Source organism: Paenibacillus sp. GCM10027628 (assembly GCF_042676385.1).
Lineage (GTDB): Bacteria > Bacillota > Bacilli > Paenibacillales > NBRC-103111 > Paenibacillus_E.
Window position 1 is genome coordinate 98,067 of sequence record NZ_JBHTHA010000048.1, and the last position, 26,168, is coordinate 124,234.

Consider the following 26,168-nt stretch of genomic DNA (forward strand, 5'->3'; position numbering starts at 1 on the left):
TGTAAAGGTCAAGAGTTCTGCAAAGTAAAAAAAATCACCCTGCGGGTGATTGAAAATAGGTATAGTCAGCAGATTAGAGAAAAAGTTCGCTATTAGTGCACCTTGTAGACGCAATTTTATTGGAGGCATGTTCCAAACGGGGCTCGAAAGAACAAAGGTCTTTAATTATAGAACCACGTTCGTTATATATGGTCATTTGTTCTTTAATCGAACCCTAGACGGAGATTCCTCCCCTTTTAGCGTCCCTTTGGGCTCTATCAGAGAACGTCGTTCTCTACAGATGAAGTCAGTAGACGAAGGCGAAGGTCTCCTAAGAATGAAACGCCCTACAACCTCAATCGGAGAAGCGCTAGTGCACACCGGCGTCGGATACCATAACCGACATTCCCCAGATCATTACCCAAGGAACGAAATCTTTCTCCTCCTCGAAATGATTCAAACAACCGGCAGCGTTACCCTTACACATGCTCCACCTTCATTGGTATTAGAGGCCGAAATCGTGCCGCCGTGCTTCACGGTCAGAAGCTTTGCGATATATAAACCAAGTCCTGTATGCCCTTTATGCTGCGATCTGGAAGGGTCTCCTTGATAAAATTTCTCGAAAACCACGGTTAATCCCCCCTCCGGAAAACCAGGTCCGGAGTCCGATATTTCGAAATACCATTCCCGCTCCTTGACGGAAACAACGAAACGTACGCCCCCTTGTTCCGGCGTAAAACGAATACTGTTCGCCACCAAATTCTCCATAATTTGCGATACTCTGTAAGGATCGAAGCCTACTGGAAGACTTTCCTTGCGAAGATCCTCGTACTTGAAATAGAAGGTGCGCTGCAAGATTAGCTTTTTAAATTCAGCGGCTTTCTCACGGACAAACGATTCGATATCGACCGGTCGTTTCTCCAGCGTAAAATCGGGCTTCTCCATCTCCGAAACCACATTAATTTCACCGACCAATTTAGCCACCCGCTTTATATTTCTATCTATCGTCGCCAAGTACCCGTATAAACGTTCGGGTCGCTCAGCACCGCCTTCAAGCAGCCCCTCGAGATGTCCTTGAATAATCGTGATCGGGGTTCTCAAATCGTGGGCAAGCGCCGATACCATGTCGCGCCTTTCTTGCTCCAACTGCCATTCCCGCTGAAGCGACTGTTGTAATTCCATGCGCATCTCTTCGAATGCTTGAGTAAGCTGCATCAGCTCTCTTGTTCCTGTATATGAAAAAGAAAAGTCCAAATCCCTCTGACGTACCCGCTTGGTTCCAGCGATCAGCTCTGCGATCGGTTTGCTTAGCTTCATCCCGAATCGCTTGCCTAACAGCCACGTAAACAGAATGACGAGTAAAAAAGGCAAGAGCAGTAACACAACGCTTGCTGCATGGATCACAGTCGTCATCCGCTCGCTAGCTGCACTAACGGTTAAAGAATATTTGAGAATGAGCGTTCCTTTCCATTCCCCGACCGGATTGATGAGGGGCCAAATCTTGTACGCGTTGCTCCGATCCGTCATCCCTCCGGTATTCAGAAGTCTGACCAGCGGTTTCCCGTTTATTGCTTCATTTTCATCCAAAGAGCCGTACAGCTTTGCTCCATGGCTATCCAGAACAGCATATGTCATGCCCTCCTGCGGAATAAGACGTTCAAATTCCATTCGCGCACTTGGTTGCAGCAGTTGATCTCCTTGTTTTTCCGTATAAGCTTCAATAGCCGGAATTTGTTTCTCGTAATAATTCGCAGGTCTAAGCCATGCAGGCTGATTGGAGATAAGCCAAAAAACCGCTAGCCAAACGAGCAAAGTGACTACCAAACTAATTCCCAGTACAAGGCTGAAATAACCGATAAACTGGCGTTTGATCGACCACATCTTCATGGCCCAATTTCCCATTTGTACCCAACGCCCCATACGGTTTCGATGCAGCGGGCATCTGCGTTTATGGCCGCCACTTTGGCCCGGATATTTTTGACATGCTCCGTCACGGTTGTATCGTCCCCCGCCGCATCGTATCCCCACACCTTCTCGTAGATGCGATCACGGGAAAAAATTTGTCCCGGATGCAGCGCCAACAGTTCCACGATTGCAAATTCGCGCCTAGTCAAAGGCACCGCTTGCCCGCGATAACGAAGCTCGCATCCTTTGAGATCGACCGTAAACGGCCCCCGGTGCAGATTCCCCTGATCCTGCTGCTGTCCGGCTCGCCGTTCCCGCCTGAGGTGCGCTTCAATCCTTGCTTTCAGCTCCCCCATACTGAAAGGTTTAACCAAATAGTCGTCGCCGCCCGCAGCTAGGCCGTAGATCCGATCGACTTCACTTTCCCTAGCGCTAAGAAATAAGATCGGTACATGGATGTCCTCTCGAATTTCCCGGCAAAAAGCATAGCCGTCCATGTCCGGCATCATAACATCCAAAACGATCAAATCAGGACTGTTTTTCACAATTTCCGCTTTCGCTTCTTCTGCTCTTAAAGCCGAAAACACTTCGTACCCCGAGTCTTCCAGCGCATCCCGAATGAATGCAACCATATCCTCTTCATCGTCTACAAGCAATATTTTCGCTTTCATTTCGGCGCTCCTTTATAAATTCTTGAGAAATTCCCTCTATGATGACGTTATACGAAATCAGAAAGGATAGATGCAGCATGAAAAATAACTGGATCACCGCTTCCCTCGCTTACAGCGCTCTGGTGCTCATCACCACATTATTAGCCAACCTTACAAGAAACACAAGCTTTATAGCCTTGAGTCAAATGACGCCATTGATCATCGTGCTGTTGTTATTCATGATGCTGCCGGGACGAAAAGAAACTTTGCGCGCCTCGGGAATGGGGAGAATTGGAAATGTCAAATGGTACGCCGTGGCCGTTTTATCCGGGATCCCGATCATCCTTAGTTTTCTGGTTGCCTGGCTACTTGGATTCGTATCTCTGCCGACTGCAGAATATTTAAATTCCGGAACGGCCAAATTTACTGTTTCGGAATACATAGCGTACATGACGAAAATGGCTTGGAGTCCGCAGATGCTTATCACGATGGGGATTTTCGCTTTCGGTGAAGAAATCGGTTGGCGGGGCTTTTTGCAGCCTAAGCTTATGGAAGATATGGGTGCGCGAAAAGCCATCCTTGTCACAGCCGCGATCTGGGCGCTGTTCCACTACCCTTTTTACCTGAACGACTATAATCAAGACGGCAATCTTTTCGTTGATATGCTGTTGTTTACGCTCATGATTTTCCCGTTATCCGTCTTCATGGGATGGGTGCGCTTGAAAAGCGGCAGCCTTTGGCCGGCGGTCCTCATACATACCGTCATCAATATGACCCGCAGTTGGCTGGAGCAATTGTTCCACACGAAAACAACCGGCTGGTCCTACGTGGCTGGTGAGGCCGGCATCGTAACCCTCGTGCTCTGGACGGTTATTGCACTGCTGATCTGGTTCACGCTGCCGAAACCGTCCCTAAAAGATCAGCAATAAACTGCTACTCTTAAGAAACAATAAGTTGTATACCTTATCCTGCCACAAATGCTATGACGAGGCTGCTTCAGTGGCCTCGAATTTTTATACTCCATTATCTGTATAAGACAACCCGGCCGATGGTCAGGTCCTTAGTATCGTCTGTAAAGATGAAAAAAATCGTTAGAGACACGACTGCAACATCCCCACATGCCTGTTACGATGTTAAACATCTTTCCAGCTTCGCTCCGCGTACAACACTGCTTTTTTTCTCGTCTCTAAGCATTCAATACATCGTTAGAGATACGACTTCATTTCCCCTCGCCCACTGCAAAGATGAAAAACACCTCTACAGCTGTGCACTTGCCGTTTGTTGTTGTACGCTGTGCAGCTTTCATGGTGGTTAACAGCTTCTTATTCCGGGTACAATTCCCCTTCACATGTTTCCCCCTAGCCATCACCCGAAAAAGGGAGCCCGCACTCGTGATCTTGTTGTTTTTTCCATCGATTTCGGCCGTGTTCTTACCTCCATACCATGGGTCGCTAAACCGCAATGGTGAAAATCCTTGCACCAAAGATAAAAAAGTACTTTAATTACTAATATAAGGATGACCTTAAAAAATCATTTGGCATGCCTTCGCAATCAAATTCATTTGGAGTGGGTTCAGTCATGAATACAACAACCTTCAGCGCTCTTGCCGAGCCCAACCGCTTAAACATGGTCGAACTGCTGCGTGACGGCCCTCTTACCGTCGGGGAGATAGCTGATCGACTTCATCTCAACCAGCCGCAAGTTTCCAAACATCTTCGCGTACTTAGTGATGCTGGGATCGTGGAGGTGCATCCGGTCGCCAATCGGCGGATCTACAAGCTGCGTCCACAATCTCTCATCGATCTGAACGTTTGGATGGAGTCATTCCGCCGTCTCTGGGAGGAAAGATTCGATCGCTTGGACGATTATTTGCGCGAGCTGCAAGGAAAGGAAAAGAATCCCTAGAATAATGGGATTTCAGGGCTCATTAACGCCCCCATACACATTCCTCAGGCTTTTTATCAAACAAGAATCCCCTGAACACCAATGTCCTTAACTGGTGCGAATCTGTTCGCTCCAGATATTCGATCCGGCAGCATAAGCGGGGTTCTATCCATTGCGTTTTATTGTCCGTGGCCGTATGAAGTTGTTGTGCCAGTCCCAAGAATAATTGCTTTTCCTCCGGCTTAAAACCAAACTCGACGATACCAACCGGCTTATTCTTCACCGTTCTAAATTGCAAACCGATCACAAGTCCAAACGGATTGGTTCTGTACCCTAAGATGACAACATCAATGGTCTTGAAGTGTTTGATTTTTAACCAATCAGGACTTCTCGTATCCAGCAGGTATTTGGAATCTTTTCGCTTAGCCACGATACCTTCCATGTCCCGCTCCTCAGTCAGCTCGAACAATGCCTTCCCCTGTCCTTCTACGAACATGGTTGGCATAATAACAGGCGTTGAGTCCACAATCTCATTTAAGCGCTTCTTGCGCTCCAACAACGGTTCATTCAGATGTGCTCTGTCCGTATATAAAACATCAAACACGACGAACGTCGCCGGATGCGAAGACACTGCACTTCTGATTCTCGCAGATTGGCTTATCCGCCCCCTATAGGCGAAATCGTCGAACACAGGTCTGCCATCGCGTAAAACAATTCCCTCTCCATCCAAGATCGCCGTATGGGCCTTAATGGCAGCCGCAGCCTCCTTTAACTCCGGAAACTTGCTTGTTAGGATTATGCCATTCCTCGTATAGGCCTCAATCCGACTTCCTTGCTTATGCAGCAAGATACGCCAGCCGTCCCACTTTGGCTCAAATATGTACTTCTCGTCGTTAAAAGCTTCTTCACCGATGCTGAGGATCATGGGCTTGATGGGTGTAAAGAGCATAATAAATCCCCCCCACTAACCATTCTTGTAATTATCTTTCAATAATAAACAATGGACGCAAAAAAACCGCGCAACGAAGCAGCGGCAGCAACTATCATATATTTTGGAATGGACATCACTCCTTTGCCATCTCGGTAATTTGAGCCGAAGATAGAATCCGAACGCCCGAACCGCCCGATTTCACCGCATTTATTAGGCCTGTCGCAATTGTTTTCGCCTGAATGGGCTTATAAGTACGCAAACCACCTATCAATAGCGGTGTAATAGCTCGCGATAAGAGTACCCACATGCGCTCCCCTGGTCGGGCCTCGCTCCGATCCCCGAGAATTAACGACGGCCGGAGCAAGTATAAAGCCGGAAGTTCCAGCCCCTTCAACCCCTCTTCCACCTCGCCTTTGACCCGATTGTAAAAAATAGACGAGCTGCTGTTCGCACCCATCGCAGTCACGACAGCATAAGCATCCGCCTTATGCTTTTTGACCATTTCACCAACTCTCATCGGATACTCAAAGTCGACTTTTCGAAATTGCTCTTGTGTTTTAGCCTGCTTGATGGTCGTACCGAGTGTGCAGAATACATGAGCATGCAGCAGCATAGAGGGATCCAAAACATCTTCCAGATTGTCGTAATCGGTCACGACTTGAATCAACTTAGCGTGTTCCAAATTCATGCTTCTTCGTACTAGTGCCACAACCCTATCATAGAATGGGTCAGCCAGCAGAAGTTGGATCAGCTCACCGCCAACGAGCCCTGTACCGCCTGCAACAATCGCTGTTGTTGTCATTGCAACTCCTCCTTTTCTTAAAACTTACACTTCCCAATCCTCTCGAATCTGCTCGTAAATCACAATTAAATAAGCAACAAGATCGGATTGACCGCTCAAATCATGGTCTAATTTCCGCGCAAAATGCTGCGCAATCGGAATCGCAAGCTGCTGGAGTCTGGCGATATGCATCGTAGGAAGTCGTTCGATCCAAGCCTGCATGAGCTGCCAGTCGTCAGACGCTATGGCTAGCCTCTTTGATTCGTCCAACTCCACAAGAGGCAGACTATCCTTCCACTTCGATAATGCTTTTTCGATACGGCGTCTACGCTTCATCCGTTCGCTTCGCGCTTCGATGACGACGATCGTCCCGGCTACCATATCCCCGATACGCTTATCTCTAGGGCTGAACAGCATAACCACAGCCCCAAGGAAGTAGGAGCTCGGCAGCACATCCAAAAGCCGGAACAAATTGCGAATGATAATGGATAGCAGCGTTGCCGATTGTCCGTTATTTTGCAGGACGCGAAGCCCTATCACTCTCTTCCCCGGGGTTTGCCCTCCCATGAAAGCCTCGGTACATACGAAGTATCCCAGATTCAAGATGATAAACAAAATAATCAAGATCGCGATCATGTAATCCGCAACCCCCGGGAGCCATTTTCCCGCATACAACCTGCTGACACCGACTGCAGATAATAATAAAAGGCCATTGACGATTAACAAAATTAACGTATCAATCAGATGCGCAAGCGTCCGGCTGCCCAGTCCTGCGGTTTGAAACTGCAGCTGAACCTGCTCCGGGGTCATAATCGTCAGTTCTTTATCCAGAGGCTCGTTCATAGCGTCTCCCCATTGTTTCAAAATTATGGTAAAATAAATCTTACGCAAAACGCAATCTACTTGCTAGGGGGCCCTATGAAACTATCGCGTTTTATTAAAGAAAACAAAGCATTGTGGACCGAGCTTGAGCAGTTGCTTCTCCAACTGTCCAAGCGGAAAAGACGCCTGCAGCCGGAACATTTAAGCAGGTTCACCGAACTGTACAAAATCGCTTCGGTTCACCTTGCCACAATGCAAACCCACAGGCCTGCGGATGAAACGACCGTTTATTTGAACCATCTTGTATCTCAAGCCCATAACACCATGTACCAAGAAAATAACAGGAGCAGCAAACAGCTCAAGGCGTTTTTCCTCCAATACTTTCCTGCGCTTATTCAAGCAAGAGGTCTGTTCGTCGGCTTTGCACTTCTGCTGTTTCTGCTGGGAGGTCTGCTCGGCTTCCTGTCCGTATGGAACGATCCCCTCAATCTTCATCTGATCATGCCCGGAGCAATGGCGGATAACATCGCCCCTTCCAAAACCGCCGACCCGCGCGGTGATCTGCACAGCCCGATCGTTTCGACCGCCATTATGACGAATAATATTCGGGTTGCTGTGTTGGCCTTCATCAGCGGCGTGACTCTCGGCATCGGAACCGTCTATCTGATGGTCAGCAACGGACTCCTGGTTGGCGCTTTAGCGGCTGTGTTCATGCAATCGGGCAAAAGCTACGTGTTTTGGGCTTATATATTGCCTCACGGAATAATTGAACTCACTGCGATTTTCATCGCGGGTGGCGCAGGTTTATACATGGGTTACCGCTTTTTCGTGCCCGGACCTTTTCCGCGCAAATTGCGTTTTTTGGAATCCGCCAAGGAGTCGGCTCAGCTCTTGATCGGCACCATTCCATTGTTCGTTATTGCCGGGATTATTGAGGGATACATTACACCTTCCACCCTCTCATTGGAAGTCAAATATCTCATTGCAGGCATCACCTTGTTAATACTTGCGCTGTACTACCTCTACGGTGTCAGAAATGCAGCAAACGAAGCAAGTCGACATGGACTATAAAGCATCGCGAGACTTTAAATCCAAATAGACGTTGACCGCGCTAAGCGCCAGTTGGTCGGCCGGGACATCCATAACCGGGATGCCTCGGCCGGCCATTTGCGTTATATAGGCATAACGATCTTTAGTAAACTTGTGAGCAATACTTTGCCTGTACGCTTGACGGCTGTCCTCTGCACGTATTCGCGCCCATTGATGCAGGAGCGGATCTTGCAGGGAAAGCAGGAGCACATGATGACCTCTGCGCAACCTTGACACGTAGGGCAGCAGCTCTTTATCGTACAGATAGCTCTCCATATCGGAGAACAACATCACAAGCGATCGTTTCTTGAGAAAGCGCAGCACGTGGGACATCGCGATCTGGGTGCTCGATTCCACAAAATCCGTCCGAAGATCGTAAACTGCCCGTGTTAACTCCTGCAGGTGCTGCAATCCTTTGCCTGGGGGCACAAACACTTTCACGTGATTGGAGTAGGCCAGCAGCGCCACTTGATCTCCTTGTTTTAAGGCGACTGCGGCTACTGTCAAGGCGGCTTCCAAGGTACGGTCAAGCTTCACTTGGCCTTCCAGCTCGATTCCCATTTGCCTCCCGCAATCAAGTACGAGCGTAACGATCTTCCCTTTTTCCGGTTGAAAAAGGTTGGTCATCAGTTTGGTTGTGCGAGCCGAGGCTTTCCAGTTGATGTGACGAATATCGTCACCTTGCACATAATCGCGGATGTAGTGAAATTCCGAGCCGCTGCGCTGTTTTTTGAACAACCGATGACCTTCCAGAATAAGCGCATCCTGTACGGCGCCAAGCACACCCCTGACTTGAGACAAATCCGGATAAATCTCAATCGTATCCGCTTGTTCCAATCGAACTTGCTTTTTCCAAAGCCCTAAGCCGCCCCAATAACGAAGGCAGACATAGCCCAGTTCGTACCTTCCTCTTTCAAGGGCCATAGTCGTATAGAAAAACGACGCTTCCGAACCGTCAAAATAACCATCGAGCCGATTTCTCACTGCACTGAAAACAGCGGGCAAATCGTCGCTCAGCTCTACATGGACAGACTCCGGGCGCTGCGAACGGAGCTCAAGACCGATCTCAAACCCCAGCCGGACATCCATCCGATCCGGCAGCCTGCGCTGGATCGTCCATACGCTGCGCCGAGGCAGGAGGAGCAGATCGACGACGCTTAAAACAATCATGAGTGCGTTATAACTCCAGAACACCGGGAGCCCGGCACCGAACGCTGAACCGAGCAGCGAAACGGCAGCACCAATCGCCACGAGTGCGATGAAACGCCTTGTCGGCAGGATAAAATCCTGCAGCAGGAATTTATCGAGGAACCGGAATGGAGCCGAGCGTCTCTTGGATGATTTGATCACTGGTTCCGCCCTCCAATTCCGCCTGTGGCGTGAGCAGCAGCCTGTGCCTCAGCGCCGGTCGCGCTACTAGCTTAATATCGTCGGGAGTTACGTACGTACGTCCCTCCAGCAGCGCCCAAGCACGACTAGCCATCAATACCGCGATGCCTGCGCGCGGGCTTGCTCCGAGTTGTACACGTTTGGATTCGCGTGTTTTGCGAACCAGCGTAGCGATGTACGTGTACAGCGATTCTTCCACAACGACATCCGATAGCTGCCGCTGCAGTTCAGTAATCCGCTCAGGGCTCAATACGGCCTGCAGCGATTGTTCCTGTTCCTGGCGGAACGGCACGTGCCGGCGGAGGATTTCCACTTCCGCGTCTTCACCCGGATAGTCCAGCACCAGCTTGAATAAGAAGCGATCCAGCTGCGCTTCCGGCAGCGGGTACGTCCCCTCGTATTCAACGGGATTTTGCGTGGCGATGACAAAGAAAGGATCCGGAAGCTTATAGGTGGTTCCTTGAATCGTCACCTGACGCTCTTCCATCGCCTCAAGCAAGGCCGCTTGGGTCTTCGGTCCGGAGCGGTTAATTTCATCCGCAAGCAGCACGTTGGTGAAAATCGGACCTTGAATCGTACTGAAAGTCGCATCTTGCATATGATAAATGACGCTACCGGTTATGTCGCCGGGCATCAAGTCAGGCGTAAATTGGATACGGCGGTATTCGCCGCCGGACAACTCGGCCAGCGTGCGCGCCATTCGGGTCTTCCCCAGACCCGGCACCCCTTCGAGCAGCACATGTCCGCCGGCCAGCATGGCTGTTACCAGCAGACGAATATTGAGCTTCTGCCCATATAGGCGCTGCTCCATCGTTTCGATCAATTGATTCACTTTCGCTCACTCCTTCTCCAGGTAGGCGATCATCTCGCCCATCTCCCGCGTTCGCTGCACGAACGCTTTCGTACTGACGCCCCGCTGCTTCGCAGCGCGGGGCGAAGCGCCGTCGCCGCCGCCCGCAGCCGGCGGCGGATCCCCGAGCAGGCGCGCCAGCAGCGCCGCCTGCGCCTCGGGCCAGCGGCCGCGCGCGGCTTCCGCGGCCTGCTCAGTGCTGGCGCTGGGGCTGAGCCCCCAGCGCTGAGCCAGCAGCTGCCGCAGGAGCTGCTGCTGGTGCGCAAGCGCCTCGTCGCGATAGCCGAGGCGCTCGTACCAAGCGGCGACAGCTTGCAGCGTTTCGTCGCCGCGCCGGACCGTCCACGCCCGCGGCGTGTGGACGGGGCCAAAGCGCTTGCCGCGCAGCCAAAGCCATAGCAGCAGCGCAAGGCCGAGCTGCGTGCTTGCGAGCACAAGCCACGCGGGGTAAACGGCCAGCAGTCCGGGCTTCGTCCCGAAGCCGTGGTGGGTCTCGTCTACCCACACGGCGTTCCAGGACTTCGCGAACAGCGGCCAGATCAATTCAAAATGGGACTCCTTAACGATCGTCCCATTCATCATCCAGTTCGGCGTCAGCACCACGGTGATGCTGCCTGCTCCTACGGCTACGCGTCTGGCGAGCACGCCTTGCTCATCGCTGAACAAATCCTGTCCCTGCCCGTTCGGCTTTAACCTGTAAAGCGTGTCCACCTTACCGGTCAAAGAGCCTTCAGTCTGGATATAACCCGGCGAGGCTGTAATCGTCTTCGCCGTTGTCACGCGTTCTTTATCCTTCGGGTCATCCTTTACAGGATCGATCGCCCATTCCTGCCAACCATCCGGATGTTGATCGAACAAAATCATATCATTCCCTTGCCGAACCCAACTGAGCAGCTTCTCGCGATCCGGCATCGTTACAACCGACGGCTGAATGGCAACAAGCAGCATCGAGGTTTGATTCGGCAAATAAGCCCAGCCCAAACGCCACTCTTTAACCTTTTGCTGCTTCTTGCTTAGCCATTCTCTCCAAGCTTTAGTCCCATCAACATCCGCCGAAAAAGACAAGAAAGGCGGTTGATCGGTAACTGCAGGCTTTACGGTCCAGTAACCCAGCAGGAGAAACAGCATTATGCTGAGCGCTAGTCCCGCATGCAGCTTATTAAGCTGTCTCATGGCCGTCCACCTCCATCCCGATCACCTGTGCCACCTGCTCGTACATGGAAGCGAACTGCTCTTCCGTCACCTCTTCTTTGCCGTACCAGATCCGCTCAAACACCAGCGAGCTTTCTTGGAATAAGGGAGCTAACTGGGGTGAAGTTCCCGCCAACTCCTCCGCATACTCCCAATTGGTCTTCCATGTTTCCACGCGAATGGACCGTTTGGACTCCAAATAGAACAGAAAGGAGAGGAAGACCGAACGCACGCCTTCTCTCCAATCGCCTGATTGTTTCAACGCTAACGCCTGTCTCCAATAGTACTCATAGGAGCGGCTTAGCTCACCAGCGGGCAAGTAAGCCGCAGACCGGATGCGTTTCTGCCGGATGATTTGCCTCGAGAACCAAAAGATCGCGAATACCGCGATGCCAAGCATCACGACCATAACAACCAGCGTAAGCCAATTGCTAGCCGATTCAGATACATGAAAATCCGGCAGCAAGCTCCGTATTTTACGCCAAAAGGGTTTCAGCCAATCCCAGAATGAACCGTGCGACTTAGGGTAGTAAGATGTATATTCATCTTGGTTTAAAATGGTTTGAAGCTGCTCTTTATCTTGCTGTACGGAAGTAGTCGGCCCTGCACTAATCATTCTTTTTATCCGCATCCTCCGGTTTTGGATCGTTCTCCGGCGCAGCTTCCTTGCCGGTTCGTTCGATCTCCGATGCTTGGTTTCGCTCGTGAGGTTCTTGGAATGGATCAAACGGGTCATGCAGTTCCGATTCAGGCTGTGAAGGCTGTTCAAACGGTCCCGTATGTACCGTATTGTTGATCAAAGATTCAAGCCCTAACCCCTCATTCCTTACCTTCAAATCAAAAAAGCTGACCGCATAAGGCAGCAGCCAAAGCGGAGAGACCAAGATGGAAACGAGGCTTTGCAGCAGTTGTCCGCCCAACCCCATGCCAAACACGACGTTAATAATCAATTCAATAACCAATTGGAAAAAGTACAATATCAATACGAGCACGACGTACATAAGGAATAAACGCCAAAAATTTTTGCGCGTCAATCTCCAGCTGTGGCCCAGACCAATCGAATCTTCCCCTAGCGCTACAATCGGGAGAAAGTAACCCCAGCGAATGAAGAAATAAGACCAAGTTACGATAATGGCTAATGCTAATAGAATGAAAAAAAGGATACCAAATGCGGCGACCCCGCCGGCTCCTCCGCCTACAACGGTCGAAATGCCTGCCCCAAACACGAAGATCATTACAAAGATTACGACAATGAGTACAAACCCTATGTACATCCCGACCATGATTAACAAATTCAGAACCGTGCTGCCCGCTAACGGCCAGAACCGGCGAAACGATTTTTTCAGCAGTTGTCCAACATCGGGTATTTCTTCACCCAGCATATTCGCTTTCACCAAGTGCACGACGGATGCTACCGAAGCCGGCATCAATCCGAGCAGGAACAGTGGTAGCAGCACTAGCAAGAAAAAAACCACTTTCCACCAATCAATGCCTGTCGTATTTCTTTTAAAAGCCCCCCCCGATTGAACGATATCCTGCCATGAGGCTCCAGTCCGAAGTTGATCCAGTATAGAGGAAGCGGATGAGTTCACTGCCTCATGATAGAACAGCAAATGCTGCAGCAAATAGAATGGACCATATAAGATCAGCATGATTAGTGTTAATTTCACAAAATGTCTACGATACAACTGGAAGCTTCGATCTAAGATTCTTCCAATTCCCATTGGCCTTAACGGCGTGTTCAGCATGGAAATCCCCCTAAAAGTTGGTAATTTATTCAACACACTGCCTATTATACACTAAACATTCGGGTTTCCGACCACATTTTACATGAATCAAAAAAACTAGATCAACGAACGTCGTCGTCATCGATCTAGTTCCACTCTATTGCGTCCTCCTGACTTTGCCCGATATAGAGCGTGGTCAGCACGGGACACCATGTCTTCCAGGATATTGGTTCCATATTCAGGATTTGGCGAGTACTCGGCCACGCCGATACTTGCCGTTATCGGAATGTTGATGTTTTCTTCCACATATGGCTGTGCCAGCAGCTGCTGTCTCAATTTCTCTGCCTGCCGGGCGCACGCTTCCGCATTGAGGTGTGGCGCCAAAATAATAAACTCTTCCCCGCCATAACGGGCGACGATCATCTCTTTAGCCGCATGCTGGCTCAATAGGGATGCCACATGATGAAGGACACGGTCCCCGATTAAGTGACCGTAGGTATCGTTGATCTTCTTAAATCGATCAATATCGATCATCATCACCGAACATGTATCGCCCGCTGCGATGCAGGCCTGCAATCGGTTGCCGCCTTCCATCATCATATAACGTCGATTATGGATCTGCGTTAGCTGGTCTATAAGCGCCGAATGTTCCAACAGCGTTATGTTATCTTTAAGCTTACTGGACATTAAATTGAACGTTCTGCATAACTGTCTCAGCTCAACGGGCGCAAGCTTAATTTTATCTTCATCGATCTTGTAGTCATAGTTGCCGCTTTGAATGATTTTCGTACCTCGAATGAGATAACGAATCGATCGTTCGATACGCGATGTGACGCCGACAGCCGCCGCATAGCTCAATATAAGTGCAATGAAGGTGATCACCATAATCGTAATGCTCAGTTCATTAAGATTCTCAAAAACTTCATCTTTGGAGATTTCCCCAACCACGATCCAATTGTTGCCCAAAGACCATTTGTATTGCCCATACACGCTCTGACCGTGAAATCCAATATATGATTCATTCGAATTGACTTTATCTTTAGCTCTCCGAATAATATCCGTCATCATCGTGGTATTGACTTCCGACTTGCTCTGGGCTCTCGAAGAGGTGACCACCTTACCTTGCATATCCAAGACAAAAACTTCACCCGTTTTGCCAAAACTTAGCTGCTCCATCAACTTCTCCAGCATATCTACCGATACGGTTCCAACGACAATGCCTCGAAATTCTCCATCCTCCCCGAGCACGGGAGAAGAAAAAGTGATCATTGGTTTCCCTGTCACTTTGTTAACGACGACGCCGGAGATATAATCCTTTTTCTTGACAGCCTGTTCAAAATAAGTTCGATCTCCGACATACGTCCTCGAGTTAGGGTTCGTATCCGACAGCGTATACCCTTCTTGATCGACAAAGAAATAACTGTCGAACTCGGAGTGAACACTAGAATAACCCTCAACTTCCTTTCTTAAAGCTGCGATCTGATGACGCTTGGCATTGTCGGAACCCGCGAACCGTTTGATCGTATCCAGTTTTTCCTGACTCCATCTTTCAATATATAAGCTCTGCAAAGCTACAATTTGTTGGAGTTGGCTCTCCACTTCTGTCAAACGGTTGTGTCTTTCGGTGAAATAAAACGGAACGATAATGGAAAAGCCCAGCGCAACAATAACAACGCCGATCCAAAAACGAAACCGCTCCTGTATCGTCTGGTTTAAAAAATAAGAATAGACCCTTCGCTTCAAGGTTTTGTTCTCCTCTACACCCTTTATCTCCTGATTATACCCATAAATTAGGATAAAGGTAGACAAAAACCTCTTTTTTACGACAAAATTCTTCATTTTCCTGCTTGAGCCCTATGAACATGTCACTTACATTCCCGCCGCACACTCGGCTTATCATCGGATTCATCAACTCCAGTTGCAAAGACCCCATAACACGAGAAGCCCTGCCGATGGCCAGGTCCTTATCGTTCCCGGCACATTTTTGTCCTTATTTCATCTTCCTCTTTTATAGGGTCACGCCCTGTCAACTTTTGTCGTTGAAAAGCGTGCTCTTTTCGCTTATGCTAACTTGTATCATACGCTGATTCATATAAAGGAGCCATCATCATGGAATATCCAAGTCTAGAAATGCTTCTATTTTTGATTGGGGCCGGATTTCTCGCGGCTTTCATCGATTCCGTCGTAGGCGGCGGCGGACTCATCTCCCTTCCCGCGCTGCTCTTCGCCGGTCTTCCTCCCGTCTTCGGCCTGGGAACGAACAAGCTTGGCGGGACGATGTCCTCGCTGACAAGCACCAGCTCTTTTTTGCTGTCCAAAAAAGTGAATATGCGGCTCGCTGCCTGGCTTTTTCCGCTTTCTTTTATCGGCGCGATACTCGGAACATATACCGTGAAACAAATTCCTTCCGATTTTCTCAAGCCGCTTGTGGTCATCATGCTGATCATTGTTACCATCTATACTCTCACCAAGAAAAACTGGGGCGTCGCTTCCACTTTCGGAGGGCTGACAACGAAAACGGTCACGCTCCTGGTCATCGGCGCTTTTGCGATCGGTTTTTATGACGGATTTTTCGGTCCCGGCGCAGGATCCTTCCTTATCTTTCTGTTCTTAATGGTTGGTTTCGACTTCGTAGGCGCTTCGGCCAATGCCAAAGTATTAAACCTAGCAAGCAATGTGGCGAGCCTTGGCACCTTTTTCCTTATGAAATCCGTCAATTGGTATTACGGTCTGCCTATGGGGATAGCGATGGTCTTTGGTGCCCTCATCGGCTCTCAAGTGGCCATCCGCAAAGGCAGCACCTTCGTGAAGCCGCTCTTCATTCTTGTCACACTGCTGCTGATCGGCAAGCAAGTTTGGACACTGGTTTTTCACGTATAATTGTTTACATAGTAACGGCTCTATTTGCATGGTTTGCAAAGGGGCCGTTTTTTATATGGAAGCCGGATGCTTCAGGTTTATCGAACCGGATGGAATATTAGGCTGGATCTTATTTATCCTGGCAGGTTTGCTTGGATATTGGGCAAATATAGAGCCGTATCCTTGGTTGGCATTGCGCTTTATCGCCGCAGGCATCCTGGTCATGGGTCTCTTTCACGCCCGGATCGGTACTTTCGGGAAAAAATCGTAAGGTGCCTTTCACTGTGATAAACTTATCTCATGACCGATCCATGCCCATGGAGAAGAATACGGAGATGAGGTAGCTAGTATCATGAAAATACTCGTACTAACCGAAAAACCAAGCGTCGCCAAAGAAATCGCCCGCGTCCTTGGCTGCACCCAAAAACAAAAACACCATTATGAAGGCCCTAAATATGTCGTGACTTGGGCGCTTGGCCATCTCGTTACCTTGGCCGAGCCTGATGATTACGACGCCAAGTACAAAACCTGGAACCTCGAAGACCTCCCCATCATCCCGGATCGGATGAAGCTCAAGGTCATCAAAGAAACTTCGCACCAGTACCGTGCGATTGAGCAGTTAAGTCGTCGCAGCGACCTCGCTGAGCTGGTCATTGCGACGGATGCCGGGCGCGAAGGCGAGCTCGTCGCGCGCTGGATCATGGAGCTGATCCGTTGGAAAAAGCCGTTTAAGCGGCTTTGGATCTCGTCGCAGACGGATCAGGCGATTCGCGACGGCTTCGCTCAGCTGAAGCCGGGCACGGACTATAACCGGCTGTATCAGGCAGCCGTGTGCCGTTCCGAGGCCGATTGGCTGATCGGCCTCAATGTGACGCGCGCGCTGACCAGCAAGTTCGGCGCGTCTCTATCCGCCGGGCGCGTGCAGACGCCTACGCTGGCGATGATGATGAATCGCGAGAAGGAGATTCGCGATTTCCGTTCCGTCGATTACTGGATCATCGAGGCTGATCTGGGATCTTTCCGCGCAACCTGGCGCGACCCGAAGACAGGCGACCCGCGTATCTTCGACCGGGAGCACGCAGATGCGCTTAAGGCGAAGCTTCAAGGGCAGAGTGGCAAGATCGTCCAGGTCCAGCAAACCGAGAAGCAAATTCCGCATCCGCTGGCTTACGATCTGACCGAGCTGCAGCGGGATGCGAACCGCAAGTTCGGATTCTCTGCGAAACAGACGTCGAATGTGCTCCAGCGGCTGTATGAGCAGTACAAACTGGTCACCTACCCGCGAACCGATTCGCGGTATTTGACCTCCGATATGGTGCCTACCCTGCCTGGCAGGCTCAAGGGTGCGGCAATTGGGCCGTATGCTGCGCTAGCCGCTCCTTTTATAAGGAAACCGTTAACGATCACGAAGCGTATCGTCGACGATAGCAAAGTGAGCGACCATCACGCGATCATTCCGACGGGTGAAGCCATCTCGCTAGCCACGTTGAGCGCAGACGAACGCAGGCTTTATGACCTCATCGTCCGTCGATTCATCGCTCTTTTTTATGGGCCATGCCGTTACGATGAAACCAAGCTGACGGTAGATGTGGCTGGCGAGAAGCTCTACGCCTCCGGCAAAGTCATTAAGCAAGCCGGCTGGAAGGAAGTCTATGGCACATCCGACTTTACGGATCCTGACCGCGAGGAAACGGATGCCTCCGATGAAGAAGCCCCCCAATTGCTGCCGCAAGCTAAAGCCATGGACGCGGTAACCGTCAAAAACAGCCGGCAGTTGAGCCGCCAAACAAAGCCGCCGGCGCGTTATAACGAGGCGTCACTGTTATCGCAGATGGAGAAGCATAACCTAGGCACGCCTGCGACAAGGGCCGATATTATCGAGAAGCTGGTCTCCTCTGACACTATTGAACGTCAAGGCTCGCAGCTCATGCCAACGGGCAAAGGCGCTCAACTTATCGAACTAGCCTCGGAAGAGCTGCGCTCTCCGGAGCTTACCGCTCGCTGGGAGCTGGAGCTGGAACGGATTGCGAAAGGCAAGGGAAGCGTGGAACAATTTCTGAGCGGCATTCGTTCCAAAGCTGATGAACTGGTGAGTGAGATCAAGAAGAGTTCAGCCGCATACAAGCCGCATAATTTAACGGGGAGCAAATGCCCTGAGTGTGGAGAATTTCTTCAGGAAGTGAAAGGTAAACGAGGCCGGTACTTGGTATGTTCAAGCCGGGAGTGCTCTTATAAACGTGAAGCCGACGGGCAGCTGTCGAATCGAAGATGCCCGCAATGCCACAAAAAGATGGAAATTCACACCGGCAAATCGGGCAAATATTTTCAATGCCGCCCTTGCAACGTGGTCGAAAAACTGGAGAACGAAGGCTCCGGAGGCCGCCGTGCTTCAGCTAAAACGAACCGACACCTGATCGAGAAATTCTCCGATAATTCGTCTCTTGGCAACAGCCTTGCCGAAAAGCTCAAGGCTGCGCTGCAAGAAAAGAATGACTAATCGGTCCAACCATTCAAGGAAAAGCGGCGTCTCTCCTTGACTTTTACACGGAAAAACCATCTTAAAGTCGCCTATGCGACGCCTCTTGGCTGCTTAAGACGGTAAAACCGTCTTAAGTCCAGCCATTCAAGGAAAAACGGCGTCTCTCCTCGACTTTTACGCGGAAAAACCGTCTTAAAGTCGCCGATGCTACCACTCTTGCCTGCTTAAGACGGTAAAACCATCTTAAGTCCAGCCAATCAAGGAAAAACGGCGTCTCTCCTCGACTTTTACGCGTAAAAACCGTCTTAAAGTCGCCGATGCTACCACTCTTGCCTGCTTAAGACGGTAAAACCGCTTTAAACCGAGTCCCATGTCTGCATCTATCAAGTTTCCCACGAATATGATATAATTCTTGCAAAACGGTTGTGAAGCACACGCCGCTTTTCTGGTTCAGCACTAGCTGAACTAGAGAAGCGGCTTATTTATTTCCAGGGAGTGAATTGGGTATGGACCAAACATTTGATAAAGCATACGAAGTTTATTTGCAGCAGCATCTCGCCATCCGAAAAGGGGAACGTTTACGAAGACTTAGAGAGGGGCACGGACATGCCGAGAAGCTTTTTCTCCAGCTTGTGTGGTGGAAAGCCTTCGGCGACTTTAAGCATCTGCATCCTGAGTATGAAGTGAGGGATTTTCGCGACGGTACCCGGTTTATCGACTTCGCGTTCATCCGCCATTCGCTGCGACTAGCCATTGAAATTGATGGATACGGGACACATTCGGCGCAGATCAGCCGGACGCAGTTTTCTGACCAATGGATCAGGCAAAATCATCTAATTATCGATGGTTGGAAGGTTCTTCGTTTTGCTTACGACGATGTAAAAGATAGGCCTCGCATGTGCGAGCAAATGCTGCAGCAATTTATGGGGCGGTATTTTGGTGAAAGGAGTGAGACAACTTCCAAGATGGACTATATCGAAAAGGAGGTTTTTCGCTTCGCTTTAGGTCTGGATAGATCTTTAAGCCCGCGAGATGTGAGCGAATTGCTGCATGTGAAAAATGAAAAAGCACGTCAAATTTTACGAAGTATGACCGTGAAACAGTTGTTGGAGCCAGCAGGAGAAGGACAACAACGTATCCGATACTATCGGATTGCCCCATCCGCATTAAAAATGTGGGACAAAACTCACTAACAAATCAGAAACCTCATGCTTAAGCCTAATCAACTACCTGCCCAAAACGGAGTCAGCTTTTAGCCAGGTTCAATTGCCAGGAGACACCATATTTATCCTCAACCCATCCGAACTTCTTACTTACAGGCGATGGTTCTAATGCCATTAGAACTTTGCCCCTTGCGATAACCGCTCAAAAACTCTATTTATTTCTTCCACAGTTTCACACGTTATGAATAAGGATATTGCTGGTGTTAATGAGTGTTCTTGCTTGCTGCTGTTATCAATTGCTATAAACGTCTGCCCCTTCAATTTGAAAGTAACATGCATCACTCATCGCTTCCTCAGCATTACCTGATTCCGGTCAAGAAGTCTCGCTCACCGCTCGAGCTTCACCTTTAATCGCGATTTCCAGTTGCTCGATTGTCGTAATGCCCAAATTAATCAGCGCGTCTCCAGCTTCCATACGCACACTTGCGAGCAAGTGCATGCTTGAATTCGGAACCAGAGAACTTCGGAATTCGTGGAACAGCACCGCATTATATGTCTTGAGCACAGCCATAAACTCTACAGTTGGCGGAACAAACGCGCGAATTTCCGAAACCTTCCAGAAGAAGTCTCTCACCCGAATGATGTCTGCTCCCGTACGATTAAGACTGCGTATCATTTCAAAAAAACTGTCGATTAACTCTTGTCTTTGCGAAGACAAATCCATCATCTCCTAATTACGTTAAACTTAGCTTATTAAAGGATAACATAATTAGTTCTTTAGTTCTATTCATATAGGATCAAAGACTTATCCCTTTTCTTCTGCGCAATGAAATAAAAAGGTCAGCAACGATGAACAAGACCCCCAGATTAATCGCCAAATCCGCTAGATTCAGAACCCCATTACCGGAATGAAAAACAAGGAAATCCGTGACTTTCCCATGAAGCAGCCGATCCAATCCATTGCCGACCGCTCCGCCTACGAAAAAGGCCGCACCTCCTTCTTGCAGGAAGCCCTTGATTTTACCCTTGTGCCGATAGTAAAGAACAACAACGATAAAAATCACAGCCAGAACGCCCAAATATCGGGCTCCCCCTTGCAGCGTGCTCCCAGCGGCACCGGTATTTTGATAATGCGTAAACGTAAGGAAATCTTTATAAAAAGGCATTGATTCGCCAACCTGCAGCGTGGATCGAATGGCGTATTTGGACACTTGATCCGCCGCCGCCACAATAATAACAATCAGGTAGAATAACATCGCGCGCATCCCGCTCCCTTCTTATTTCTATTTTACATGATTTCGGGAGCAGACTGCGAATGCTGAGGGCAATCACAAACTCGAGCAAGCTGGCACCGAGGGTCTGTAGATAAAAAAAAAGCGACTCAATTCGCATCAGAGCAGCGAAGAGAGCCGTTTTTCATCCAGGGCTATAGTCTTTAGGATGGCTTGCGCGCGATCAGAACGGTTGCCGCATGTTGGTGCGGTATGCCGGAAGATTGGCAATCAAAAATATATTCCTCTACATAAAGCAATTCCCAATCGGCATAATAGGTCTGCAACTCTCCCAAGGCATACAAATATTCATTGCGCCCCCAGTCAGGCGCGACCAATACATCCGGATGGTCGTTAAAAGCGAACAGTACATGCAGTCCGCCCGCAACCGTATTCGCTTTCCAATTCGCGAACTGCTCCCACCTTCTATCAGGGCGAACATACTGGAGTGCTCCGATGGTATAGAGCAGATTGACAGCCTGTTGAGGCTGGAAATCGTTAATATCCGCTTCCTCCACATCCAACCTGACACTGAACTCCTTAGCCAAGCTCTTGACTTTGTCCAACCCTGCCGGAGCCAGATCTACAGCGAGCACCTCATACCCTTGCTGCGCCAAATACACGCTGTCTCTGCCTTCGCCTGCCCCCAGATCGACGGCATATCCGCCGGCTATGCCGAATTGGGAAATCAATCGAACCAGATTATTCGGTTCCTTTCCCCAGTAGTAAGCATCTTGTTGATAAAGCTCTTGAAGCTGTTCTTTATCCATCTCTTGCATCCTCTCTTTCGCTTCACTCAGGCGCGCGCACCCATACAAGCAAAATAAACCTTGACGTTACGTCAAGGTCAAGAGAATTTTTAGCAGCTCTGCCGGCGAATTGGCCATATAGTCAGGTTTCCCGCTACGCAGCAGGTCGGGGGCGTCATATCCCCAGGTTACCGCGATAATCGGGACGCCTAATTTTTTGCATGCTTCAATATCCCTTAGCTCATCACCGACATAGATCATTTGCGACGGGGTCGTCCCCCGGTCTTTCATCATTTTACGGATGGCGTGGTGCTTGCCAAATAAGGGCTTAGAAGAAATAATTTCTTTGAAAGCACCCTCCAGCTTGTTATGTCTGAGGAATAAGCGGATATTGCCCGCTGAATTCGAAGAAAGGATAGAGCTCTTCAGCCCCTGTGCCGATAATCGGGCAAGCACTTCTTTCATACCAGGTACGATATGCAGGGTTCGAATGTTTTCCTGATATCGCAACCTTCCGGCCATGGCAAGCTTAGGAATTTGCAGGACAGGTACACCCAGCCTTTCGACACGTTCAGAAATGGACAAAGAACGCAGCAGCGTGAGATCTTGTTCGAGAATAGGGCGGAAGCGGTACTGGACTGCCATTTCGTTATAAAGCTTAACGAACAATGCCCGGGAATCGACCAACGTTCCATCGAAATCAAAGAGAATATGCCTGATCATCAGGATGAATATAAATAGAAGGCCGGACCCTCAGGCGGCACTTGCTTAATTTGATTCTGAATAAACTCCTCCAGCGGGTCCTGAACGATGTGGGGATTGCTAATATCCCGTAAATCTTCCCAGACACAAGTCACGCCATGTTCATAGCCGTCTGCCTCGCCTGCAAACATTTTACAACTGCTGCAAAACTGTGCCTGCTGATTGGCATCGAGCTTCACGATTTTATTACGGAGACAGCAGTAAATTTCTTGATCTGCATTACATACATTAACATGTGGGATTAAAGCCATCTTTCTATCAACTCCTTACGCACATTTTGTGTGTAATAGTAAGTTTATCGACGTACTATTAAGTGTATGACAGTTTTTTGTAAACGCGAAAATATTTTTCATGACGAGTCGCCTAAATTTGTTACAATAAGAAAAATGCAAAACACTTGGAGGATTCAACATGCAAAATTGGACTCATTATGCCATTCCGTTTTTACTAGTGGCTTTGATTATTTATCGGCGTACGAAACGAACGATCGGCTTTCAACGTCTCTCCCCGGGGAGATTGAAATTCCGTATCGGCATTTTTAGCTTGATCGGTCTCATCATTTTCATGTTCGGATTCGTCCATCCGATCCATTTCATCAGCTATGCAGCCGGCCTTGCCGCAGGTGTCGCTCTCGGACTCACCGCCATTCGCCATACCCGCTTTGAGCATCGTGCCGACGGCTGGTATTATAGGACCCACTTGTGGGTCGAGATCACCGTTCTCGTCCTGTTCTTGGGAAGGGTTGCTTATCGGATCGCCTTCGTGGCCATTGCATCGAATCCAAACGCAATGAACCCGGCCGATCCCTCGCAATTCACGAAAGACCCGCTGACAGCCGGTGTTTTCTTTGTTATCGTGTCTTATTACATTTTGTTTTTCAGCTACCTGCTGCGCGAAGAGGTCAAGCTGGATAAAGCTCCGCATGCGGGCGATACGGATTCCCAATCAAGTGCTACGACTGACAATGTGTAATAAATTGTAGCCATTATCTTGAAAATTGAATTGCATAAAATTTCATGTAAAACAAAAAAACGGGCTCCCTGTATCAACAGGAAGTCCGTTTTTTAATATCGCTATCTCATTGTATCGGGTCAGGCACAAGCCCTTCTTCCAGCAGTTCGCTGCCCGTCTTCATATGCTTCATTTGCTTACCCAGCACAATCATTTCGTCTTCCGTGGGCGCCATACTATTGTGCGTATCCTCCACAAGTTTCAACGTACGACTATGCTGCTCCAAATAATCAGCGACATCCCGCAGCTTGCTAATCGCGGCTTCTTTCACTTGATAAGGTACATGCTTCTCATCAAAGCTTGCTTCACTAAGCTTAACTTCGGCCTGTCCATTCTCCATTGTATGCGCGGTAACGTATAACGTATAGCTCCTGTCCGTTTCCGGACTGACAAAAGCAAGCTTGTACATCGAAACATGCTTGTCCTTTGTTTTGTCAAATCCTAAACCGACTAACGTCTTATGCACAAAAGAAAAAGGCTTGGTGACTGTGGATAGTGTTCTTCTGAACGAATTCATAGTGAAAACCTCCTTCAAATCATCTATTGGCCTATCTAGATTATAGAATTCGATAGACTGCTAGAGTTTGAGGGGGTAGGAGGTGAAATACATTAAAGTCGCGGCAATCCGTGACTGTAAAGACCAAAAAAGGCGCTACAGTCCGGTTGCGTGCGCAAACTCGTTCTGTAACGCCCCAAATGGGCCTTTCAACCTCATTTTCGCCTCGCCTAGCAGGTGATTCCAAGTTGTAAGGGCCCACAAGGACGCTACAGTCGAAATTCTGCCTGTTCTTCCAGTTGTAGCGGCGAAAAACACCCTTACAGCATGGTCCGGCCACCCATCGGCCCACGCCGACTGGCTACGCCTCCACCGCCTTCGCGAACTGCGTGCGATACAGCCGCGCGTATAGCCCGTCCAGCGCGAGCAGCTCGCTGTGCGTGCCCCGCTCCACGACGCTGCCCGCCTCGATCACCAGAATGTGATCGGCGGCCAGCACCGTGGAGAGCCGGTGCGCGATCACGAGCGTCGTGCGACCCTGCATCAGCTCCTCGAGCGCGGCCTGCACATAGGACTCGGATTCCGAGTCCAGGTGCGAGGTCGCCTCATCGAGGATGAGGATGCGCGGGCGCTTCAGGATCGCGCGGGCAATCGCGATCCGCTGGCGCTCGCCGCCGGAGAGCCGGTGGCCGCGCTCACCCACCATCGTGTCGTACCCTTCGGGGAGCGACACAATGAAATCGTGGATGTAGGCCTGGCGGCACGCGGCCTCCATCTCTTCAGCGCTAGCGTCCGCCTTCGCAAAGCGCAAATTATCGCCGATCGTCGCGTGAAACAGGAACGACTCCTGCGTCACGTACGCGATTTGCGAGCGCAGCGAGGCCAGCTGCACGTCGCGTACGTTCACCCCATCGACCTCGACGACGCCCGCTGTCGGGTCGTACAGACGCGCGATCATGCCGATCAGCGTCGATTTCCCCGCGCCGCTCGGCCCGACGAGCGCGACCATCTCTCCCGGCTGCGCGTCAAACGTGACGTCGCGCAGCGCGTACTGCCCAGGCTTATAAGCAAAGGAAACCTGCTTATAAGCCACACGGCCCACGACCTGCGTCAGCGATCGCGCGTCAAGGGCATCCAGGACATCGGGAACCATGTCCTGGTATTCGAAAATGCGCTGGAATACCCCCAGCGCCGTCGCCAACTCCACCTGTAGGTTCAATAGCGTACCTACAGGCATATACAGGCGGCCGAGGTAGGCCGCGAAAGCGACGATCGCGCCGAGCGTCATGCTTCCTGTGACGACCGAGTAGCCGCCGTACAAATAAATAATCGCTGTGCCCAGCGGCCCCAGCGTGTTCGTCGCCATACCGAACCAGCGGCCCACCAGGTTCAGTCTCAGCTCCAAGTCCATGACCTTCTGGTTCATGGCCGTGAATTCCGCCTCCTGCTGCCGCTCTCTTCCGAAAATGCGCGTCAGCAGCGCGCCTGAGATACCGAAGCTTTCCCCCAATTGGGCAGCAATATCAGAACGGACTTTTTGTGTCTCACTGCGCAGTTGTTTTCGCACTTTCGACACCTTTTTCACTGGGAGCACGAACAACGGAAGAATGATCATTGAGATAATTGCGAGCTTCCAGTCCAATGCGAACAAAATGCCCATTGTCGTCGCAACAATGACGATCTGTGTAATCGAGGAGACGACGAGCGAGGTGACCACATTTTGAACCGCCTGCACATCCCCGGTAATCCGCTGCACAATCTCACCCGATCGGGCATCCGTGAAAAACGCCATCGATTGCCGCTGCAAATTATGATAAAGCGATTGCCCCAAATCGCGAATAACCCCCTGGGTCACTTTCGTGTTCAAATGATTTTGCCATACCCCCAGCGTGCCGCTCACGACCGGCAGCAGAATCATCAGCAGCGCCATCTCCGCCAGCAACCGCATGCTCCCCTGCGGAATCGCCTTATCAATAATTTCTTTCATCACGAGCGGCGGTATCAGACCAATAACCGCGGCAACCAGGGCCAGACCTATAATCGCAATCAACTGACCCCAATAGCCATGAAACAGCTGCCAAATTCTACGAACCGATACATCCTTTAATTTCGCCTTAGGGCGATTATTCATTCTATCAGCTAATCCGCCCATACTTCCTCCAGGTCTCATCTGTCTTTAC

26 protein-coding genes and 1 pseudogene are annotated in these 26,168 nt (G+C 50.0%); 8 read left to right on the plus strand and 19 right to left on the minus strand.

From position 1 onward, the window contains the following. Window positions 1-435: 435 nt before the first annotated feature. Complete coding sequence (locus ACFQZT_RS29665) at window positions 436-1,866, minus strand: HAMP domain-containing sensor histidine kinase (protein WP_379306095.1); 1,431 nt, start codon at window positions 1,864-1,866, stop codon at window positions 436-438. After that, window positions 1,863-2,555, minus strand: a complete 693-nt coding sequence (locus ACFQZT_RS29670) for a response regulator transcription factor (RefSeq protein ID WP_379306097.1) — start codon at window positions 2,553-2,555, stop codon at window positions 1,863-1,865. Before ACFQZT_RS29670 ends, ACFQZT_RS29665 begins: the two co-directional genes overlap by 4 nt. 77 nt (window positions 2,556-2,632) lie before the next feature. Between ACFQZT_RS29670 and ACFQZT_RS29675 the strand changes: the two genes are divergently transcribed. Both ACFQZT_RS29675 and ACFQZT_RS29680 read left to right on the plus strand, forming a co-directional pair. Beyond that, window positions 2,633-3,463 carry a CPBP family intramembrane glutamic endopeptidase gene (locus ACFQZT_RS29675; RefSeq protein WP_379306099.1) on the plus strand — a complete coding sequence of 277 codons (831 nt, stop codon included), beginning with the start codon at window positions 2,633-2,635 and terminating at the stop codon, window positions 3,461-3,463. Between the two features lie 649 nt (window positions 3,464-4,112). Beyond that, window positions 4,113-4,439 carry an ArsR/SmtB family transcription factor gene (locus ACFQZT_RS29680; RefSeq protein WP_379306100.1) on the plus strand — a complete coding sequence of 109 codons (327 nt, stop codon included), beginning with the start codon at window positions 4,113-4,115 and terminating at the stop codon, window positions 4,437-4,439. A gap of 22 nt (window positions 4,440-4,461) precedes the next feature. Here ACFQZT_RS29680 and ACFQZT_RS29685 read toward each other — a convergent pair whose 3' ends face one another. The 3 genes from ACFQZT_RS29685 to ACFQZT_RS29695 form a co-directional block, all read right to left on the minus strand. After that, window positions 4,462-5,367: an ATP-dependent DNA ligase gene (locus ACFQZT_RS29685; RefSeq protein ID WP_379306102.1), complete on the minus strand. Its 906-nt coding sequence runs from the start codon at window positions 5,365-5,367 to the stop codon at window positions 4,462-4,464. A 115-nt stretch (window positions 5,368-5,482) separates the two neighbouring features. Continuing rightward, on the minus strand, window positions 5,483-6,151 hold the full coding sequence (locus tag ACFQZT_RS29690) for an NAD-dependent epimerase/dehydratase family protein (protein WP_379306104.1): 669 nt from the start codon (window positions 6,149-6,151) through the stop codon (window positions 5,483-5,485). Window positions 6,152-6,175: 24 nt separating this feature from the next. Then, window positions 6,176-6,973 (minus strand): RDD family protein, encoded by a 798-nt coding sequence (locus ACFQZT_RS29695; RefSeq protein WP_379306105.1) that lies wholly within the window; start codon window positions 6,971-6,973, stop codon window positions 6,176-6,178. A 75-nt stretch (window positions 6,974-7,048) separates the two neighbouring features. Here ACFQZT_RS29695 and ACFQZT_RS29700 point away from each other — a divergent pair, with 75 nt between their 5' ends. After that, window positions 7,049-8,023: a stage II sporulation protein M gene (locus ACFQZT_RS29700; protein ID WP_379306107.1), complete on the plus strand. Its 975-nt coding sequence runs from the start codon at window positions 7,049-7,051 to the stop codon at window positions 8,021-8,023. Here the strand turns inward: ACFQZT_RS29700 and ACFQZT_RS29705 are convergent. The 6 genes from ACFQZT_RS29705 to ACFQZT_RS29730 form a co-directional block, all read right to left on the minus strand. Further along, window positions 8,018-9,391 (minus strand): DUF58 domain-containing protein, encoded by a 1,374-nt coding sequence (locus ACFQZT_RS29705; RefSeq protein ID WP_379306109.1) that lies wholly within the window; start codon window positions 9,389-9,391, stop codon window positions 8,018-8,020. The two genes, ACFQZT_RS29700 and ACFQZT_RS29705, sit on opposite strands and share 6 nt — an antisense overlap. Continuing rightward, window positions 9,342-10,262: an AAA family ATPase gene (locus tag ACFQZT_RS29710; RefSeq protein ID WP_379306111.1), complete on the minus strand. Its 921-nt coding sequence runs from the start codon at window positions 10,260-10,262 to the stop codon at window positions 9,342-9,344. Before ACFQZT_RS29710 ends, ACFQZT_RS29705 begins: the two co-directional genes overlap by 50 nt. A gap of 6 nt (window positions 10,263-10,268) precedes the next feature. Next, window positions 10,269-11,453, minus strand: a complete 1,185-nt coding sequence (locus tag ACFQZT_RS29715; protein ID WP_379306113.1) for a DUF4350 domain-containing protein — start codon at window positions 11,451-11,453, stop codon at window positions 10,269-10,271. Then, entirely contained in the window at window positions 11,440-12,087 is a 648-nt protein-coding gene (locus ACFQZT_RS29720) for a DUF4129 domain-containing protein (protein ID WP_379306115.1), read from the minus strand. Before ACFQZT_RS29720 ends, ACFQZT_RS29715 begins: the two co-directional genes overlap by 14 nt. Continuing rightward, the gene (locus ACFQZT_RS29725) at window positions 12,080-13,219 is read right to left on the minus strand and encodes a hypothetical protein (RefSeq protein WP_379306116.1); all 1,140 of its coding nucleotides are present in this window, start codon (window positions 13,217-13,219) and stop codon (window positions 12,080-12,082) included. Before ACFQZT_RS29725 ends, ACFQZT_RS29720 begins: the two co-directional genes overlap by 8 nt. A gap of 117 nt (window positions 13,220-13,336) precedes the next feature. Continuing rightward, window positions 13,337-14,941, minus strand: a complete 1,605-nt coding sequence (locus tag ACFQZT_RS29730) for a sensor domain-containing diguanylate cyclase (RefSeq protein WP_379306118.1) — start codon at window positions 14,939-14,941, stop codon at window positions 13,337-13,339. Between the two features lie 366 nt (window positions 14,942-15,307). On the opposite strand from ACFQZT_RS29730, the gene ACFQZT_RS29735 reads away from it, so the two are divergent. From ACFQZT_RS29735 to ACFQZT_RS29750, 4 genes are all read left to right on the plus strand, one after another. After that, window positions 15,308-16,078 (plus strand): TSUP family transporter, encoded by a 771-nt coding sequence (locus tag ACFQZT_RS29735; protein WP_379306120.1) that lies wholly within the window; start codon window positions 15,308-15,310, stop codon window positions 16,076-16,078. Between the two features lie 55 nt (window positions 16,079-16,133). Then, window positions 16,134-16,328: a hypothetical protein gene (locus ACFQZT_RS29740; RefSeq protein ID WP_379306122.1), complete on the plus strand. Its 195-nt coding sequence runs from the start codon at window positions 16,134-16,136 to the stop codon at window positions 16,326-16,328. 81 nt (window positions 16,329-16,409) lie between these two features. Continuing rightward, the gene (locus ACFQZT_RS29745; RefSeq protein WP_379306124.1) at window positions 16,410-18,554 is read left to right on the plus strand and encodes a DNA topoisomerase III; all 2,145 of its coding nucleotides are present in this window, start codon (window positions 16,410-16,412) and stop codon (window positions 18,552-18,554) included. A 488-nt stretch (window positions 18,555-19,042) separates the two neighbouring features. Beyond that, window positions 19,043-19,729, plus strand: a complete 687-nt coding sequence (locus ACFQZT_RS29750; RefSeq protein WP_379306126.1) for a DUF559 domain-containing protein — start codon at window positions 19,043-19,045, stop codon at window positions 19,727-19,729. 52 nt (window positions 19,730-19,781) lie between these two features. Here the strand turns inward: ACFQZT_RS29750 and ACFQZT_RS29755 are convergent. From ACFQZT_RS29755 to ACFQZT_RS29780, 6 genes and pseudogenes are all read right to left on the minus strand, one after another. Next, window positions 19,782-20,041, minus strand: a pseudogene (locus ACFQZT_RS29755) (VOC family protein); the annotation flags it as partial. Window positions 20,042-20,072: 31 nt separating this feature from the next. Next, complete coding sequence (locus ACFQZT_RS29760) at window positions 20,073-20,417, minus strand: hypothetical protein (protein WP_379306128.1); 345 nt, start codon at window positions 20,415-20,417, stop codon at window positions 20,073-20,075. 79 nt (window positions 20,418-20,496) lie between these two features. Next, window positions 20,497-20,964 carry a signal peptidase II gene (gene lspA, locus ACFQZT_RS29765; protein ID WP_379306130.1) on the minus strand — a complete coding sequence of 156 codons (468 nt, stop codon included), beginning with the start codon at window positions 20,962-20,964 and terminating at the stop codon, window positions 20,497-20,499. Window positions 20,965-21,134: 170 nt separating this feature from the next. Further along, window positions 21,135-21,740: a methyltransferase domain-containing protein gene (locus tag ACFQZT_RS29770; protein WP_379306132.1), complete on the minus strand. Its 606-nt coding sequence runs from the start codon at window positions 21,738-21,740 to the stop codon at window positions 21,135-21,137. Window positions 21,741-21,806: 66 nt separating this feature from the next. Next, a complete protein-coding gene (locus tag ACFQZT_RS29775; protein ID WP_379306134.1) occupies window positions 21,807-22,442 on the minus strand; it encodes an HAD-IA family hydrolase in 636 nt (211 codons plus the stop codon). Then, window positions 22,442-22,732 carry a hypothetical protein gene (locus ACFQZT_RS29780; protein ID WP_379306136.1) on the minus strand — a complete coding sequence of 97 codons (291 nt, stop codon included), beginning with the start codon at window positions 22,730-22,732 and terminating at the stop codon, window positions 22,442-22,444. Before ACFQZT_RS29780 ends, ACFQZT_RS29775 begins: the two co-directional genes overlap by 1 nt. Before the next feature lie 160 nt (window positions 22,733-22,892). Here ACFQZT_RS29780 and ACFQZT_RS29785 point away from each other — a divergent pair, with 160 nt between their 5' ends. Further along, a complete protein-coding gene (locus ACFQZT_RS29785) occupies window positions 22,893-23,453 on the plus strand; it encodes a CcdC protein domain-containing protein (RefSeq protein WP_379306138.1) in 561 nt (186 codons plus the stop codon). A gap of 106 nt (window positions 23,454-23,559) precedes the next feature. On the opposite strand, the gene ACFQZT_RS29790 is transcribed toward ACFQZT_RS29785, so the two are convergent. Both ACFQZT_RS29790 and ACFQZT_RS29795 read right to left on the minus strand, forming a co-directional pair. After that, window positions 23,560-24,009, minus strand: a complete 450-nt coding sequence (locus ACFQZT_RS29790; protein WP_379306140.1) for a hypothetical protein — start codon at window positions 24,007-24,009, stop codon at window positions 23,560-23,562. Between the two features lie 340 nt (window positions 24,010-24,349). Continuing rightward, window positions 24,350-26,140 (minus strand): ABC transporter ATP-binding protein, encoded by a 1,791-nt coding sequence (locus tag ACFQZT_RS29795; protein WP_379306143.1) that lies wholly within the window; start codon window positions 26,138-26,140, stop codon window positions 24,350-24,352. Between the last annotated feature and the right edge of the window lie 28 nt (window positions 26,141-26,168).